Origin of the sequence: Spiroplasma endosymbiont of Cantharis lateralis, from assembly GCF_964030855.1 — a bacterium.
Classification (GTDB): Bacteria; Bacillota_I; Bacilli_A; order Mycoplasmatales; family Mycoplasmataceae; genus Spiroplasma_A.
The window spans coordinates 603,620-619,304 of record NZ_CAXIQF010000008.1 but is presented as its reverse complement, the minus strand read 5'-3'; the positions used below and the strand labels follow the sequence as shown (position 1 = coordinate 619,304).

The 15,685-nt window shown below is 25.9% G+C and carries 16 protein-coding genes, 2 pseudogenes and 1 other annotated feature; of the genes and pseudogenes, 3 read left to right on the top strand and 15 right to left on the bottom strand.

Translation table 4 applies throughout. The features are described from left to right. Positions 1-50: 50 nt before the first annotated feature. From rpmA to AAHM99_RS05145, 9 genes and pseudogenes are all read right to left on the bottom strand, one after another. Entirely contained in the window at positions 51-341 is a 291-nt protein-coding gene (gene rpmA / locus AAHM99_RS05185; protein WP_053945913.1) for a 50S ribosomal protein L27, read from the bottom strand. 1 nt (position 342) lies between these two features. Beyond that, a complete protein-coding gene (locus AAHM99_RS05180) occupies positions 343-654 on the bottom strand; it encodes a ribosomal-processing cysteine protease Prp (protein WP_342275606.1) in 312 nt (103 codons plus the stop codon). A gap of 108 nt (positions 655-762) precedes the next feature. Next, positions 763-1,059 (bottom strand): annotated as a pseudogene (gene rplU, locus AAHM99_RS05175) (50S ribosomal protein L21); the annotation flags it as partial. 8 nt (positions 1,060-1,067) lie between these two features. Then, positions 1,068-1,147, bottom strand: a sequence feature (ribosomal protein L21 leader region). 64 nt (positions 1,148-1,211) lie between these two features. Continuing rightward, complete coding sequence (locus AAHM99_RS05170) at positions 1,212-1,496, bottom strand: hypothetical protein (RefSeq protein ID WP_342275605.1); 285 nt, start codon at positions 1,494-1,496, stop codon at positions 1,212-1,214. Positions 1,497-1,538: 42 nt separating this feature from the next. Further along, entirely contained in the window at positions 1,539-2,420 is an 882-nt protein-coding gene (gene rsmI / locus AAHM99_RS05165; protein ID WP_342275604.1) for a 16S rRNA (cytidine(1402)-2'-O)-methyltransferase, read from the bottom strand. A 48-nt stretch (positions 2,421-2,468) separates the two neighbouring features. Beyond that, complete coding sequence (gene greA / locus AAHM99_RS05160) at positions 2,469-2,939, bottom strand: transcription elongation factor GreA (RefSeq protein WP_422398405.1); 471 nt, start codon at positions 2,937-2,939, stop codon at positions 2,469-2,471. 67 nt (positions 2,940-3,006) lie between these two features. Continuing rightward, entirely contained in the window at positions 3,007-4,773 is a 1,767-nt protein-coding gene (gene uvrC, locus AAHM99_RS05155) for an excinuclease ABC subunit UvrC (protein WP_342275603.1), read from the bottom strand. Positions 4,774-4,841: 68 nt separating this feature from the next. Next, positions 4,842-7,820 (bottom strand): DNA translocase FtsK, encoded by a 2,979-nt coding sequence (locus AAHM99_RS05150; protein ID WP_342275602.1) that lies wholly within the window; start codon positions 7,818-7,820, stop codon positions 4,842-4,844. Between the two features lie 85 nt (positions 7,821-7,905). Beyond that, entirely contained in the window at positions 7,906-9,621 is a 1,716-nt protein-coding gene (locus AAHM99_RS05145; protein WP_342275601.1) for a ribonuclease J, read from the bottom strand. A 163-nt stretch (positions 9,622-9,784) separates the two neighbouring features. Between AAHM99_RS05145 and AAHM99_RS05140 the strand changes: the two genes are divergently transcribed. Continuing rightward, complete coding sequence (locus tag AAHM99_RS05140; RefSeq protein WP_342275600.1) at positions 9,785-10,087, top strand: rhodanese-like domain-containing protein; 303 nt, start codon at positions 9,785-9,787, stop codon at positions 10,085-10,087. On the opposite strand, the gene AAHM99_RS05135 is transcribed toward AAHM99_RS05140, so the two are convergent. Together AAHM99_RS05135 and AAHM99_RS05130 are read right to left on the bottom strand one after the other, a co-directional pair. Next, positions 10,088-10,456 carry a hypothetical protein gene (locus AAHM99_RS05135; RefSeq protein ID WP_342258537.1) on the bottom strand — a complete coding sequence of 123 codons (369 nt, stop codon included), beginning with the start codon at positions 10,454-10,456 and terminating at the stop codon, positions 10,088-10,090. Then, positions 10,456-11,265 (bottom strand): diacylglycerol kinase catalytic domain-containing protein, encoded by an 810-nt coding sequence (locus AAHM99_RS05130; protein ID WP_342275599.1) that lies wholly within the window; start codon positions 11,263-11,265, stop codon positions 10,456-10,458. Before AAHM99_RS05130 ends, AAHM99_RS05135 begins: the two co-directional genes overlap by 1 nt. A 97-nt stretch (positions 11,266-11,362) precedes the next feature. Between AAHM99_RS05130 and trpS the strand changes: the two genes are divergently transcribed. Beyond that, on the top strand, positions 11,363-12,376 hold the full coding sequence (trpS, locus tag AAHM99_RS05125) for a tryptophan--tRNA ligase (protein ID WP_339029593.1): 1,014 nt from the start codon (positions 11,363-11,365) through the stop codon (positions 12,374-12,376). Positions 12,377-12,402: 26 nt separating this feature from the next. Here trpS and AAHM99_RS05120 read toward each other — a convergent pair whose 3' ends face one another. From AAHM99_RS05120 to infC, 4 genes are all read right to left on the bottom strand, one after another. Next, entirely contained in the window at positions 12,403-12,723 is a 321-nt protein-coding gene (locus AAHM99_RS05120) for a hypothetical protein (RefSeq protein ID WP_342275598.1), read from the bottom strand. Between the two features lie 67 nt (positions 12,724-12,790). Continuing rightward, positions 12,791-13,156 (bottom strand): 50S ribosomal protein L20, encoded by a 366-nt coding sequence (gene rplT, locus AAHM99_RS05115; protein ID WP_342275597.1) that lies wholly within the window; start codon positions 13,154-13,156, stop codon positions 12,791-12,793. A gap of 13 nt (positions 13,157-13,169) precedes the next feature. Continuing rightward, a complete protein-coding gene (gene rpmI / locus AAHM99_RS05110; protein WP_339029598.1) occupies positions 13,170-13,364 on the bottom strand; it encodes a 50S ribosomal protein L35 in 195 nt (64 codons plus the stop codon). 19 nt (positions 13,365-13,383) lie between these two features. Then, complete coding sequence (gene infC, locus AAHM99_RS05105) at positions 13,384-13,914, bottom strand: translation initiation factor IF-3 (RefSeq protein ID WP_053945899.1); 531 nt, start codon at positions 13,912-13,914, stop codon at positions 13,384-13,386. 281 nt (positions 13,915-14,195) lie between these two features. Here infC and AAHM99_RS05680 point away from each other — a divergent pair. Further along, a pseudogene (locus tag AAHM99_RS05680) lies at positions 14,196-15,545 on the top strand (transposase family protein). The last annotated feature ends 140 nt before the right edge of the window (positions 15,546-15,685 follow it).

The window sequence follows — 15,685 nt, the reverse complement described above, 5'->3', positions numbered from 1 at the left end:
ACTCCTCTTTTCATTAAAAAAACTCCTATTTAAAGGAGCCTTATTTATTATTATTTAGATTCTTGGGGAATAACAACAGCTCTAGTTCTGTTTTTACCAAATCTTTGATATTTTACTATTCCTGATACTAACGCAAATAATGTATCATCTCCACCACGTCCAACGTTTACACCTGGATGGATTTTTGTTCCTCTTTGTCTGAAAATTATAGAACCTGCATTAGCAAATTGTCCATCTGCTTTTTTAGCTCCTAAACGTTTTGATTCTGAGTCACGACCATTTCTAGTTGACCCTACTCCTTTTTTAGAAGCAAAATATTGTAATCCTAATAAGAAACGCATATTAAATCATCCTTTCTATTTTAAAATTCTTTGGATATTGTACCTCAATAGTTTCTAATTGAATAATCATAAACTCTAATAGATGATTTAATAAATTATCTTCTATTATTACTTTTACTTCTATTCTATTTGCATCAACATTAATTTCTGTATTTTTATTAAATTTAATATCTAATGCATTTAATGAGCCTGAAACTATCCCTGTAATTGCAGCACATACAAGATCTTCTCCATGATCTTTGAAATTCGCATGTCCACTTATTACAAATGAATTTATTTTATTTTCTTTTTTAAAAATTTTTGCTTTTACCATCAACTATTCCTCTGTTTTATTTGAAGTAGAAGTTTTAGGTGCAGCTGTTGTTTTTGGTGCAGCTGTTGTTTTTGGTGCAACTGATTCTATTGTTGGTTTTGAACCACTTAATGAAATAGTATCAATTTTAACCTTAGTATAAGGTTGTCTGTGACCATATACTTTATTAACATTTTTCTTAGGATGGTATCTAACAACTCTAAGTTTTTTACCTTTACCTTGTTTAACAACAGTTCCTACAACTGTTGCTCCTTTTATTAAAGGTGATCCTACAGTTCCATCGATCATTAGAACTTCATTAAAAGTAACTTTTTTACCTTCTTCGACCTCTAATTTTTCAATATAGATTTCATCTCCTGATTGAACTTTAATTTGTTTTCCACCAGTTTTTATAATTGCGAACATCTTTATTCCTCCCAGTCTAGACTCGCCTTGTATGTGAGTTATTTTGCAAACTTCTTTATAACATACAAAAGTGCGGTTGAAACTAGCAACCTAAATAATTTTATACCAAATTAATAGATTTTTTTACTTTTTTTTACTTTTTTAAGCAAATATTAAAATAAATTTACTACATTTGGAATATTATTTTCGGCTTCAATTGCAGCTTTATTCGAAATTGAATTATCTGCCTTAAACGTAGAATTTCCAATTTTAGCATCTAACTTATCAACTTTATTTAATGAAATTGCTGTAAAAACAGTAGTAGCAATTGTTCCTATTGAATTTGAGAAAAGTTCACCAATTGATTTTGTAATAGAACCAAAACCATTAAGTAAAGCTCCTGTCATTCCTTTACCTCCAATAATTTCTCTTGATTTTTGTATAGATAATTTTTCCATATTTAGACCTCCTATATTAATATCGTCATAATATTTAAAAAATTAATCTTTATAAAAATATTTTGTTAATTCATTTTTATTTACAGAGTATTTTTTTGAAATAGTCTTTATTGCTTCCTTTTTACTAATATTTTCCAATATTAGTTTTTCAACCTCACTTATAATTAATTCCATATCTACTTTTATTTCATTCTTTAAAGAATATTTAGAATCAATAATAATACAAAATTCTCCTTTTAATACTAACTGATTATTATTAATATATTCACAGATCTCAACAATTGTTCCCCTTAAAAACTCCTCATTGAGTTTTGTTAATTCTCTTGCTAATACAATATTTGTATTTTCGTTTAATTGTAGAGAGAGCAGATTTAATGTTGCTTGAATTCTATGAACAGATTCATAGAAAGATATAATAGTATCATTATTTTTATTGTCCTTAAAGATTTCATGCATATCTTTTTCTATATTTTTTTTATCTAAAAAACCCAAAAATAAATTCCTTTTTGCAACAAAACCTGAAGCTGCTATTGCATGAATATATGCAGGACCACAGTTAATTGAAGTTATATTCACTTCTATATCATTTTCAATAATATTTTTGATAACAATGGCTCCTGGATCACTAATGCAAGGAACACCTGCATCACTAATTATCGCTATATTTTTACACTTTTTAATATCTTCCATTATTGTTGGCAAAATTGAATATTCATTAAATTTATGTAAAGCTTTTAATTTCTTTGATATCTTTAATTTTTCAAATAATTTAAAACTTACTCTAGTATCTTCACAATAAATAACATCAGAGATTTCAAAAGTATCAATTACTCTTTTTGATATATCATTTAAATTACCAATTGGAGTTCCCACTAAATATATAGTGGTCAAATCATTTTTAAACGTGGTTTGAACTTTTAACATATGGCTTCTCCTTTTATACAAAAAAACCTAATAAAATTATTAGGCTAATTATTTAATATCTTTAATTGTTATTTTATAAGGTTCTTTTAGTTCTCTTACTTCAACTGAGTCTCCAACAACTTTACCCATCATTGCTTTTGCCAATGGTGATTCGTTTGAAATTTTATTTTCAAACGGATCTGCTTCAATAGCTCCTACAATTTTAACAGTCATTTCTTTTTTAGTTTTTTGACTTGTAAATGTAACTTGACTTCCAATTTTTACTTCTTTATTTTTTGAATTAGAATCTTTAATAATTTTTGCTTTTGAAAGCATTGCTTCTACTTCTTTTATTCTTGCTTCTACTTCAGCTTGTCTGTTTCTTGCTGCATCATAATCAGCATTTTCTGATAAATCTCCTTGTGCACGTGCTTCAACAAGTTCTTCAATAACTTGTGGACGGACATTATTGATTAAATGAGTTAACTCTTCTTTTAATTCCTTAAGACCCTCTGCTGTTAAAATAATATCTTTATCTATCATATGAATCCCCTTTTATTAACTAAAATATTATACATTTTTTTATTATAAAAATGACTATATTATTCTATTTTTTATTATCTAATTGTTTTTTTAATTCCTTAATATTTAAAACAATTTCATCCTTTTTAACAATATTCTTTATTTCTTCAAAACTAGCATTATAAAAGTCTATTCTAGAAGGAAATTGACTATTTATTTTTTGAATCATTTTCTCTCCAATACCTTTTATTGTAGCTAATTCATCTCTTGTAAATGATTTATTATGTTTTTTTCTAAAACCAGCAATAGCATAATTATGAACTCTATTTTGAATTAATTCTAAGAATTTAAAAACCTCTTGAGATTTATCTAAATATACTTCTTGCATGTCATAGTTCAAAATATATTCAGTCCTATGTTTATCATTTTTAACAAGTCCAATTATTGGAATATTTAAATCTAATAATTCTAATTGTGACCTAGCAGCATTCACTTGAATTTTGCCTCCATCCATTATTATTAAATCTGGTAAATTTTTTTCTTCACCAATTTCCTTTTGATATCTTCGATAAATCATATTTTGCATTCTTTGAAAGTCACCTTTTTCATCGATTATAATATTATACTTTCTAAAGTCATTAAAACTTGGCTGTGCTCCTTTAAAAACAACCATAGCACCAGTTACAAATTCATCTAAAATATTGGCTACATCAAACATTTCAATATGATATGGATAATTTGGAAGCTTTAGAGTTTTTTGTAAGTTATCAAGTAATTCTTCTTTACTCATTGATTTTTGATTTTTATAAATTTCTTGTTGTCTAATATATTCCTTAGCATTATTTCTAGCTAGGTCCAGTATTTTTAAACTCGTTTCATCATTTCCATAAGTTATTTTTTCTTGAAATAAAAATTTTAGACTTGTTTGTTCCAATATTTTAGGAAGAATAATATAATCAGGAAGCATATTTTTTAAGTATATTTGCATAATAAAATTTTCAAATAAAGATATTAAATCTTCTACACTATTTTTAATAATTAATTGATCTTTTAAAATTAATTTTCCACTTCTATAAAATAAAACAACAAAACAGATATACTCTTCTGATTCAAAATAATTAAAAACATCACGATTTAAATTATCATTAATATCCACAAATTGTTCTACAATTGAAAAATTTAAATGAGCTATAATATCTTTTATTCTTTGTGCTTCTTCAAATTGAAGATTATTTGAAGCAATAATCATTTTTTCTTCTAGTTTATTTTTAAAATCATCATTTGTTCTATTAAAAAAATTTTTAACTTTTGTTATTTGTTCTTGATAATATTCCTTTTTAACATCCTTAAAGCAAGCTCCAGAACATTGGTCAATATGAAAGTGAATACATGGTTTACCCAAATTACCTTTACATCGTCTTAAAGGATAAATTCTTTCTAGTGTTTTTAAGATATTTCTAGCACTAGTTCCATCTGGAAGTGGTCCAAAAGAAATTTGATTTTTATTATCAAAATTTCTAGTATATACATAAATTGGATCATGTTCTTTTGTAATAGCAATATAGGGATATTTTTTATCATCATTTAAAACAATATTATATCTGGGACGATATTTTTTTATTAGGTTTTGTTCTAAGATTAAAGATTCTTTTTCATTGTCAGTAACTATAGTTTCGATATTAAATATATCTCTAACAAGTTGTGTTGTTTTAAAATTATGAGCCTTATTAAAATAACTGGCAACTCTCTTTTTAAGATTTTTGGCTTTTCCAACATAGATTACTTGATCTTTTTTATTTTTATACAAATAACAACCAGATTTCTCTGGTAAATTTTTAACTATGTTTTCCATAAATCTCACCTCAAATATAATTATATATAGTTAAATAAATTAAAATCAGCAAAACTAATTTGCTGATTTTAATATACATCTTCATTTTGAATATAAACATCTCTTGGTTTTGAACCATTTTGAGGTCCAATGATACCGCTTTCTTCAAGTTCGTCAATAATTCTCGCAGCACGGTTATAACCAATATTAAATTTTCTTTGAATTAAGCTTGTAGAAGCCTTTTGTGTTCTAATTACATAATCTTTAATTTCATCAAACATTGAGTCCTGACCAGCTCCAAGATTAACTGTAAAACTTGGTTCCTCTGCTTCAGCTTTTAAAAATTCTGTGTCAAAAATCTGTTGTTGTTGACTTGAACAATGTTTTACCAATTTCTCAATTTCATCATCACTTATGTAAGCTCCTTGAGCTCTTACAAGGGATGTACTTCCTGGAATTGTATAAAGTAAATCTCCTTTACCAATTAATTTTTCAGCTCCATTTGAGTCTAGTATTGTTCTTGAGTCAATTGATGAAGCAACTGAAAAGGCTAATCTTACAGGTATATTTGATTTAATAACACCTGTAATAACATCAGTTGATGGTCTTTGAGTAGCTACAATTAAGTGAATTCCTGCTGCCCTTGACAATTGTGTAAGTCTCATAATTGAATCTTCTACATCTTTTTTATTTGATGTCATCATTAAATCAGCAAGTTCATCAATAATAATTACATAATAAGGTAACTTAGTTGAATCTGTTTTTTGTTTAGCATTAAATCCTGCTATATTCTTAACCCCATATGTTGTAAATAATGCATATCTTCTTTCCATTTCATTAATAACTTTTTTCAAAGCACTATTTGCAATATTCATATCACTAATAACTGGTGCAAGTAAATGTGGAATTGAAGAGTAAACTGAAAGTTCAACCTTTTTAGGGTCAATCATTAAAAACTTAACTTCATGTGGTTTTGCTCTCATTAAGATTGAAGAGATTATTCCATTTATCATAACTGATTTACCACTACCTGTTGAACCAGCAACAAGTAAATGAGGCATTTTATCTAACTCACCAAATAGTAACTCTCCAGTAACTGTTTTACCAATAGCAAATAATAACTTATTTCCCATTTTTACAATTGGTGTATTTTCAATAACACCTCTCATTGGAACTGCTTCTGGTTTATCATTTGGGATTTCAATACCCACGGCAGCTTTTCCTTGAATTGGAGCTTCAATTCTAACATTTTGACTTGCAAGTGCTAATTTTAAATCGTTTTCCAATGAAGTAATACTATTAACTTTTGTTCCTGGTTCAGGTTGTACTTCAAATTTAACTACACTAGGCCCAATGCTCATATTTTTTACACTTGCTTTTACACCAAACTGTTTAAATGTTTCATTAATACTTTCCGCCTTTTGTTTGGCTGAGTTAGTAATTTCTTCTTGGTCTTTTAAATTCACAACATGTACTTTTAAAATATCAATTAATGGCAATTGATATGAATGGTTTACAAATTGTTCCTTTTCAACTGCTTTATTTTTATTAACTTCCATAGTTTGGTTAACTTTATTTGTTGATTGATATGACGATGAAGAATGTAAAATATTTCTTGAAACGTTCTCTTGCATTGGTGAAGTATAGTCACCATAATCTTCAATCATTTTTTTCTCTTCTTCTTTTTCTTTTTTAGTTTCACTAATAAAGTGATCTAATGTAATTTGACCTGATTGAACTTCTTCAATTTTAGTTGAATTTTTTCTATTTCTTGATTGTACTAATTCCAGTGTTTTTCCATTTGCACCAAAAGGAGTTATATTTGTTTCTTTAGCTAATTCTTCTCTTGCTTTTTCAGTTGATACTTGACCATATTTTGTATCATATGGAAGAGAATCATAACTATAATCTTTTTCTCTTCTTGGAATATAATTATGTTCTTCTCTAACTAAATTTTCAGCTTGTCGTCTAGCTTCATTAATTTTTTGATCTAAATTATAATCAACTACCCTATTTTGATTTGGGTTTTGAGTTAAGTTCGGGTTTGGATTTGGATTTGGATTTTGATGACCATATTGCTCTTTATAATTTTGATTTGAATTATAACTTTCTAAATTTACATTAGAAAAATCATCATTGTAAAAATCATTATTTACTTCTTCATAAATATTATTTTCATAGTTTCTATTAAAACTTGGAAGTTCAATTGTAATATCTGATTCTTTTGATGAAGACAAAATTATTCTTTCATCAAAAGTCTCGTCATTTTGAATATTCAAAATATTTAAAATCCCTCTTCCATTACTTTCTCTTTTAGGTTTTTCTGAAGCTGAATAATTTACACTTTGAGTATTTTTAAGGGAAAGAATTCTTAATCTTTTACCTCTACGCTTATGCTTTGGTTTTAAGAAAAAGAAAGGATCTCCAGTAAAAATTCATATCATATCTAAAGCAAGAAATAAAATTGCAATAATTAAACCAACATATATTGATGTGTATGCAAATATTCCAGAAAGAAAAGTTCCTATTAATCCTCCACCAGATCAAGTTGTAAAGTATGTACTTGGGTCTGCTATTCAAATTGTTCCACTATTTTCACCTCAAATAGAGTTATTCTTTCAATTAGTTAAATAAGAATTCAATGAGTCTTTTAGTATTGTTCCTGATCATATATCTTTTACTATAAAATCTTGAGTTTTTACATGATAAGCAACAATAAATAAAATTGCACTAATAATTCAACATAAGCAAATCCAAGTTAAAAAAATCATAGCTATAAACCTCTTTTTAGGTTTAAATTTTATTCCAAAATAAATTGAAAAGTCTAGTAAGAAAAATAAAGAGTATAAAAAATATTTAAATCATCCAAATGGCAAATTAAAAATTACATCATCGAAGAATTGACCAACTATTGTAATTCTTCCCAGTGACATTAAATTTAAAAAAAATAATACTAAAGCTCCAACTATTCAAGAAATTGAGTCATTTTTTCTTTGCTTTTTTTGAATAGAAAAAGCCCTTGTACGATCATTATCATTATGATTATTTAGCCCTTTGTTATTATTCATCATTTCACCTTATTTTTGCCCTTACCATATAATTTTAATATATTTTAACCTTTTTTTACATTCAATTAACAAAAACTCATAGAGACTATGAGTTTTTTGATTTAGTCATTTTTGGCTCAAAAAATGAACCATCTAATTCATTAATGATTACTAAAACAATTGGTTGCTTTCCAGTTTCTTGTTTCAAAGTACTTCTAATTCTTGAAACAATTTCCTTTTTAATTGCATTTAAATCAAAACTAGCAGGTTTTGTTTTTGCCTCATTTTTATATTTCTCTAAAATATCAATTATTTGTTTTTGCATTAATTTAAAAATTGGATTTTCATCAGTAATGTAAATAACACCTCTCATTTGAATATCAATTAATGATATCAATTCTTTTGTTTTACTATTTACATTTGCACCAATTATAACCGCTCCATCAGTTGCAAGTTGTTTTCTTTCATTTAAAACAACTGCTCCAATATCACCAACACCAATTCCATCAACATTTACATCGGCTGTTTTTATTGAATCAGAACCAATAACTAATTTTCCACCATCACTAATTTTTAAAATTTGCCCATTATTAATTAGTTTTATATTTTTCTTTTCCACTCCAGCTTCGATTGCTGCTCTTTCAGCACTTAAAAAATCTTTATATAAACCTTTAATTGGAATAAAAGATTTCGGTTTCATTATTCTTGTCATCAATTTTATATCTTCATAACTTGCTCTCATAGATCAAATATTTTTATCACTTAATGATATTAATTTTGCATTTGTTCTTGATAATTCATCTAAAATTTCAGCATGTCTTTTTTCTACCCCAGCTGCTGGTGGAGTTGCTAATATAATAGTATCATTCTCTGTAAATTCAACCTTATCATCATTTCCCGCAGCTATTTTTGCAAGTCTTGCATATAGAAGATCTCCTGCTCCAGTTAAAAGCAAAATACCATCTTGACATTTCATAAAGTCTTCAATAGATATAATATCTTTTTCAGTAATTTGTAAACTCTCTTGGATTACTTTTGATTCAACAACTTTAGTAATTGTTTTTCCATAAATTGCTATTTTTCTATCATTTGCCTTTGCTTGTTTTATTATTTCAAATAATTTAAAAACATCTTCTTCAAACATTCCTAAAATTAAACGTCTTTTTTTATCTTTCATTGGCGCTGCAATGAATTTTTCAATTCTATGATTTGGAACTGTATATCCAATCCTTGATGCATATTCTGCGTCACTTATTAATGCCAAAACACCCTTTTGAGCAATTTGGTTTAAGTGATTCATATCTGTTGAGAAATATGATTGTTCATTTCCATCAATAATATAATCACCTGCATATACAATTACACCATCTTGTGTATGAATTGCAAAACCATATGATTCTGGAAATGCAGCTGTTGTTCTAAAAGCTTCTATTTTTACATCACCAAAATTAATGATATCTTTATCATTAATAATTTTAAAATTATTTTCTCTATTTTTAATTCTGTATTTTAAATTTCTATATTTTAAAATTGTTGTTGTAAGTTCATTGCAATAAACTGGTACGTCTATTTCTCTTAAAATGTAACTAATTGCTCCTGAATTATTTGAACTTGGATTTGAAAGAAAAATTCCTTTAATTTTTTTTGAATTTGCTTTTAAAAAGTCAAAATTGGGAATTATTACATCAATCCCTAATACACTTCTTTCTGGAAATTTAATTCCTGCATCAAAAATATATAAATTATCATTAACACTAATAACAAAAATATTTTTTCCTCTTTCGTCTTGACCACCAAGAGCCATAAATTTAATATCTGCCATATTTTTCTCCTTATTTTTTTAATTTCTTCTTATTATTTTGTTTAATTTTTTTTAATAAACATTAACCAGAATTGAATTCTATTTAATTATAATTTATTTATAGTTAAAGTAAAGTTTTTTTAAATAAAAGAATAAAATCTTAATGAGAGAGGAAGAAATTTATATGTATATTTCAGTAGAAGATTATTCATTAAATTACGATAAATATTTCACTTTAGATGTTAGAACAGAAATGGAATTTAAGACTTTACCTCATTTTGATTGAGCAATAAACGTGCATATTGAGGAATTTATAAAAAAATTTGAAACCATTTTAAAAGAAAAAAATCCTGAAAATAAGCCAATTGTGACTGTATGTAATGCAGGAAATAGAAGTGGTGAAGTTGCTAGATTTTTATCAGAAAAAGGTTATAATGCAAAAACACTTGATGGTGGAATTTATAAGTATAAAAGAAAAATAAGATAATTAGTCTATCTTATTTTTTAATTCCTCTTCTAATTTTTTTAAAAATAACTTAATCGAAAATTCTTTTGAAGTTAAACTTAATGTTTTTCCTTCAAGTTCTGCCTTAATTTTTAGTTTTTTTAGATTATTTGTATTTACTAAGTGCTTTGATAAAATTAAAATCTTGTCATTATTAATACTATCAATATTTTGAATAGTACCTATTTCATTTAAAATTTTTTCATAAATAGTTCAGCCTTTTTCAATTGAGTTTATTCCAAACTTTTCTTTTCTTTTTCTTAACATACTTAATGTTGAAAAATAAAGAAATAATGAAATGAAACAAATAATAAATAAAATGGCAATAACAATATATAGAATATTATTCATTATTCAATTATCTCCTTATCTTTAATAAAAATATCTCTCAAAATTTGAATTTTACTTGTATTTTTAGAATTGCTAATATCAGTTACTACTTTTATATTTATTTTTGAAGGTCTTATTTCAATTTCTAAATCATTAACTGGATATTCAACAGTATCAATTATCATTATCTCATTTGATTTAGCTTCAAATTTTAATTTTAAAATATATTGATCATTTAAAATTAAAGGTGCATTTAATGTTCTAAATTTATTAGTACTTACAGGAACTAATTCTTGCAATTGATACATTTGACTATTTCTTGATAAAATCACTGCTCCACCAGCTGATTTCATATAACCACTACTTCCATTAGAAGTAGAAACAACAAGTCCAGTTCCATGAAACTTTTCTAGAAATTCATTATTTATATAAATTTCAACATACAATGGTGTTTTTTCATTAAGAATTTTAACCTCATTTGCAGCAATTAAATTTTGAGATTTTGTTTTAATTTCTAATAATTCAAAATTACTTAAACTAAAATTATTTTTCTCAATTGAATCTATTGTAGCATCTAAGTTTTCAACTCTATTTTTATTAGTGTAGAAACCAATTCCCCCTGACTTAAAGGGCACAAATTTAACATCTTTTATTTGCTCTTTATATTTAGAAACAGCCTTTAGAAAAGTCCCATCTCCTCCAAATATAAAGATATAATTAGGTAACTTTTCATTATAAACTCATCCTCTTGACTCTAACTTTTCTTTTAAATGAAAAACAACTTCTTCTGTTGATTTATAATCATTTTTTATAATACTAAATGAAAGCATTATTTCACCTCTAAACTATTATTAATTTTACTTATTTTTGGAAGAAAAATATATAAAGATTGTATAATATTAAATGTAAATCAAGGAGCAAAGAATTATGACTAAAAAGAGAATGTTGTCTGGTATAACCACTACAGGAAAAATGACATTAGGAAACTATATTGGAGCTATGAAAAATTTTGTAGCATTACAAGATGAATTTGAAATGTATGTATTTGTAGCTAATCTGCATGGAATAACTACCCCAATTGATAAAGAAACTTTAAGAAAAAATATAAAAGAAATGGTCACTTTATATTTTGCTTGTGGAATGGATCCTAAAAAATCAACAATTTTCTTGCAAAGTGATGTTTTAGAACACACTCAACTAGGTTGAATTCTTACATGTAATACAACAATTGGTGAATTACAAAGAATGACTCAATTTAAAGATAAATCAACTAAAGTAAAATCTGAAAATGGAACTGAATTTATCCCTACTGGTTTACTAACATATCCAGCACTAATGGCAGCAGATATTCTACTTTATGATGCTGAATTTGTACCAGTTGGAAAAGATCAAAAACAACATATTGAATTAACAAGAAATATTGCAGAAAGAATGAATAATAAATTTGGAGAAATGTTTACAATTCCTGGAGATTACACTCCAAAAGTTGGTTCAAAAATAATGGATCTACAAGATCCTACAAAAAAAATGTCAAAATCTGCTGCTAATCCAAAAAGTTTTATTGCTTTATTAGATGATATTAATGAAGTTAAAAAGAAAATAAAGTCTGCTGTAACTGATTCAGAAAATATTATTAAATATGATATTGAAAAAAAACCAGGTGTAAGTAACTTATTAACAATTTACTCAGCTTTGAAAAATATTTCAATTGAAGAAGCAGAAAAGTTTTTTCATAATAAGGACTATGGAGTATTAAAAGAAGAAGTTTCAAATGTAGTTGTTGATTTATTAGAAAAAATCCAACTAAAATTTAAGGAATTATTTAACTCAGATTTAGTAGATTCTTGATTAGAACAAGGCGCAGAAAAAGCAAGAAAATTAGCAAGTAAAAAATTAACAAAAGTAAAAAATTTAACTGGTTTAAATTATAAAAGAAAATAAAAAAAACTCTTAAGTAGAGTTTCTAACTAATCAGCAGCACTTCATTGTGTTGCTTTTATTTTTTTAACAATTTTTGTGCAATCATCTTTATGTCTAAATTCTCTACATTGGGGATGAATTGCAATTAGATTATCTGATGTTAATTTTAAATTTTTAAGATCAATAAATTCACATACTCATGAGAAATCTCCCTTTTCAAATTTTGATTTATCCATAAAAAATTTACATATAAAACACAATCTAAATTTATCTTCATTTCTATTAATTAATTTGGGAGAATTATTTCAAGCACTAATTATATCCTCTTTTGAAAATTCAATTTTATTATTCTCTAATATTTTTGCCATAAGGTACCTCTTTTAATCTTTATAATTTTAACACAATTAAAAAAATGAGCTAAATTTGCTCATTTCATTATTTTTTAGCTTCTAAAGCTTTTTTAGATGAAGTTACGATTGATTCAAATTGTTTTGGTTCATGAATTGCTAATTCAGATATCATTTTTCTGTTAATATCAATTCCTGCTAATTTTAAACCATTCATAAATTTAGAATAACTTAATCCTAATGGTCTAACTGCTGCATTTATACGAATAATTCATAATTTTCTAAAATCACGTTTTTTAAGTTTACGTCCAACAAAAGCATAAGACATAGAACGTACAACTTGTTCATGAGCCTTTTTATAGTTTGCTTTTTTTGTTCCATAGTAACCTTTTGCTCTTTTAATTCAACGTTTTCTTCTTGCTCTAGTTACTTTACCAAATTTTACTCTTGCCATATTGTTCTACCTCCTAATTTTGTAATAATCCTTTTAGACGTTTCATATCTCCAGCTGAGACGAAAGTTGCTTTTTTCAAATGTCTTTTTCTTTTTGTTGATTTATTTTGTGCTAAATGAGATCTATAAGCTTTACCTCTTTTTAATTTACCTGCACCAGTTTTTTTAACTCTTTTTGCTAAAGAGCTTTTTGTCTTCATTTTTGGCATAAATTCTCTCCTCCTATAATTAACCTTTTTTTGGCACTACATACATATCTAAGAATCTTGTATTTAGTTTAGCTTCTTTTTCAACTTTTGCAATATCTTCAATTTTAGTAAAGAATTTATCTAATGTTTCTTTACCAAATTCTTGAAAAGTTATTTCTCTACCCTTAAATTTTAATGATACTTTAACTCTATCGCCTTGTAATAAGAATTCTCTTGCTTTTCTAGCTTTAGTATCTAGATCATGCTCTCCAATTCCTACAGTTAAACGAATTTCCTTATTTTCAACTTTAACTTGATTTTTCTTATTTTCTTTTTGTTTACGTTTTTGTTCATATTTGAACTTACCATAATCAAGTATTTTAGCAATAGCTGTATTACTATCTTGCATACCAACTTGAAGTAGGTCTAAACCTGCTTCTTCTGCTAATTTTAAAGCCTCAAATTTGTTTAATGGACCATTTTTAGTCCCATCATCATTAATAATTAAAATTTGTTTTGCTCTAATTTCTCTATTTACAAAATCTGTTATTATTTTTTTATTGTCTGCCATTTGTCCTCCGAAATAAAAAGTGTGCCGTTAAAAGATTAGGAGCACACTTAAAATTTATTTATTTTATATATAGATAATAAATAAGTTTTATACCGTTTCTTTACAAATTACGGTGAGCTGTGCGCTTCTTTCTTTAAACCTTAATTATTATAATATAGTTTTTTGAAATTTCAAATTTTTTTTAAAATTTATAATATTCTAGTTATGAGTAATAAGCGATTATGTCCCTACATATTAACAAGCGAGTTTGTCCTCCTTTATAATGAATAAATGGAGGTTTTATGAAAGGACTACTACTAAATAACATGAAACAAGAACAATTAAGATTAATTAAGCAATTATCTTTAAGAAAGGCCTCTATTAAAAATACAGCCTTTAAATTAGGTTATAGTGTTAGACACACAAGAAGAAAACTTAAAGAATATCAAGATATTGGAACAAAAGCTTTTATTCATAAAAATACAAGTAAAATACCTATAAATAAAATTCAACAATTATTTAAAGATGAAATAATTGAATTATTTCAAACAAAATATTATGACTTTAGTATTAAACATTATTGAGAAATAAAATGAAAAAAGAAAATAAGTTACTTTGCAATTAGACACATATTAATAGAAGAAAAAATTTTAATTGAAACTCTTAACAGAAAAACAAAAAAGATATTCGTAAAAATTTAAAGGCCGCAAACCAAGAAAATTTAACAAGCGAGTATCTTTCAAAATCAATTATAACAAGCAAACCCCATCCTACGCAAAAGAAAATTGTAAAGTTTGGAGAAATCTATGAAACTGATGCTTCAAATCATCAATGAGTTAAGAACTTAAAATGTCATTTGCATATTGTAATTGATAAAGCTAGTAAAAGGATTTTAGCAGGCTATTTCAGTGAGCAAGAAACTACTGAAAGTTATTATAATATCTATAAAAAAGCCTTTAAACATTATGGTTTACCAAAACTAAATGTTAGTGATAATCGCAATGTTTTTAGTAGTAAAAATAATCGTGACCATTTTGGTGATAATGTCTCAAATACACAATTGCAGTTTATTTCTCACTCTTTAGGAGCAAATACAAAAGCAACGTCAATCCCTCAATAAAAAGCATTAGTTGAAAGGACTTTTGGAACATTACAAAGAAGATGACCACAAATAATTAGACTCTAAGATTTAAAAAATATTGAGCAGGTAAATAATTATTTACCCCATCTTATTGAGGAATACAATCAAGATTTTTCAATACTTTTGGACCAATTAGAATCAATAAGTAGAAAATTTAATCAAGATGATGATATTGTTTTCTCTTATCGAGGTGAAGGAATTATTGATAATGTTCATAGTGTTAGTTTTAAAAAACTAAGAGATTTATATGTAAGGACTTTACTCCAATTTACTTTAAGCTAAAGTTAAAGTAATGGCTATGGAAACAATAAATAAAAAGTATTATGCATTAATTAGAAATGACATTTGCAATCTTATTCAAGTTGAAGATGAACGCTTACATGGAAGTATTAAAACACTTTCTAATGAAGAATTTGAAACTACTAAAATACCCAAAATTGAATCTCCTTGGAAAGCAACTAACTGATATTTTTTTGATAGAAAAAGAAAAAATACAAGATCTATTTATTAGATAAATCTTGTATTTTGGGACATAATCGCTTATTATCTACATATAAAATTTGTAATTGAATTTGAAAATCCTTATATTTTAATAAATTTTGCAAGGTTAAAATTTCTGTATTTTAGCTATTAATATTTTCTTTAATAATT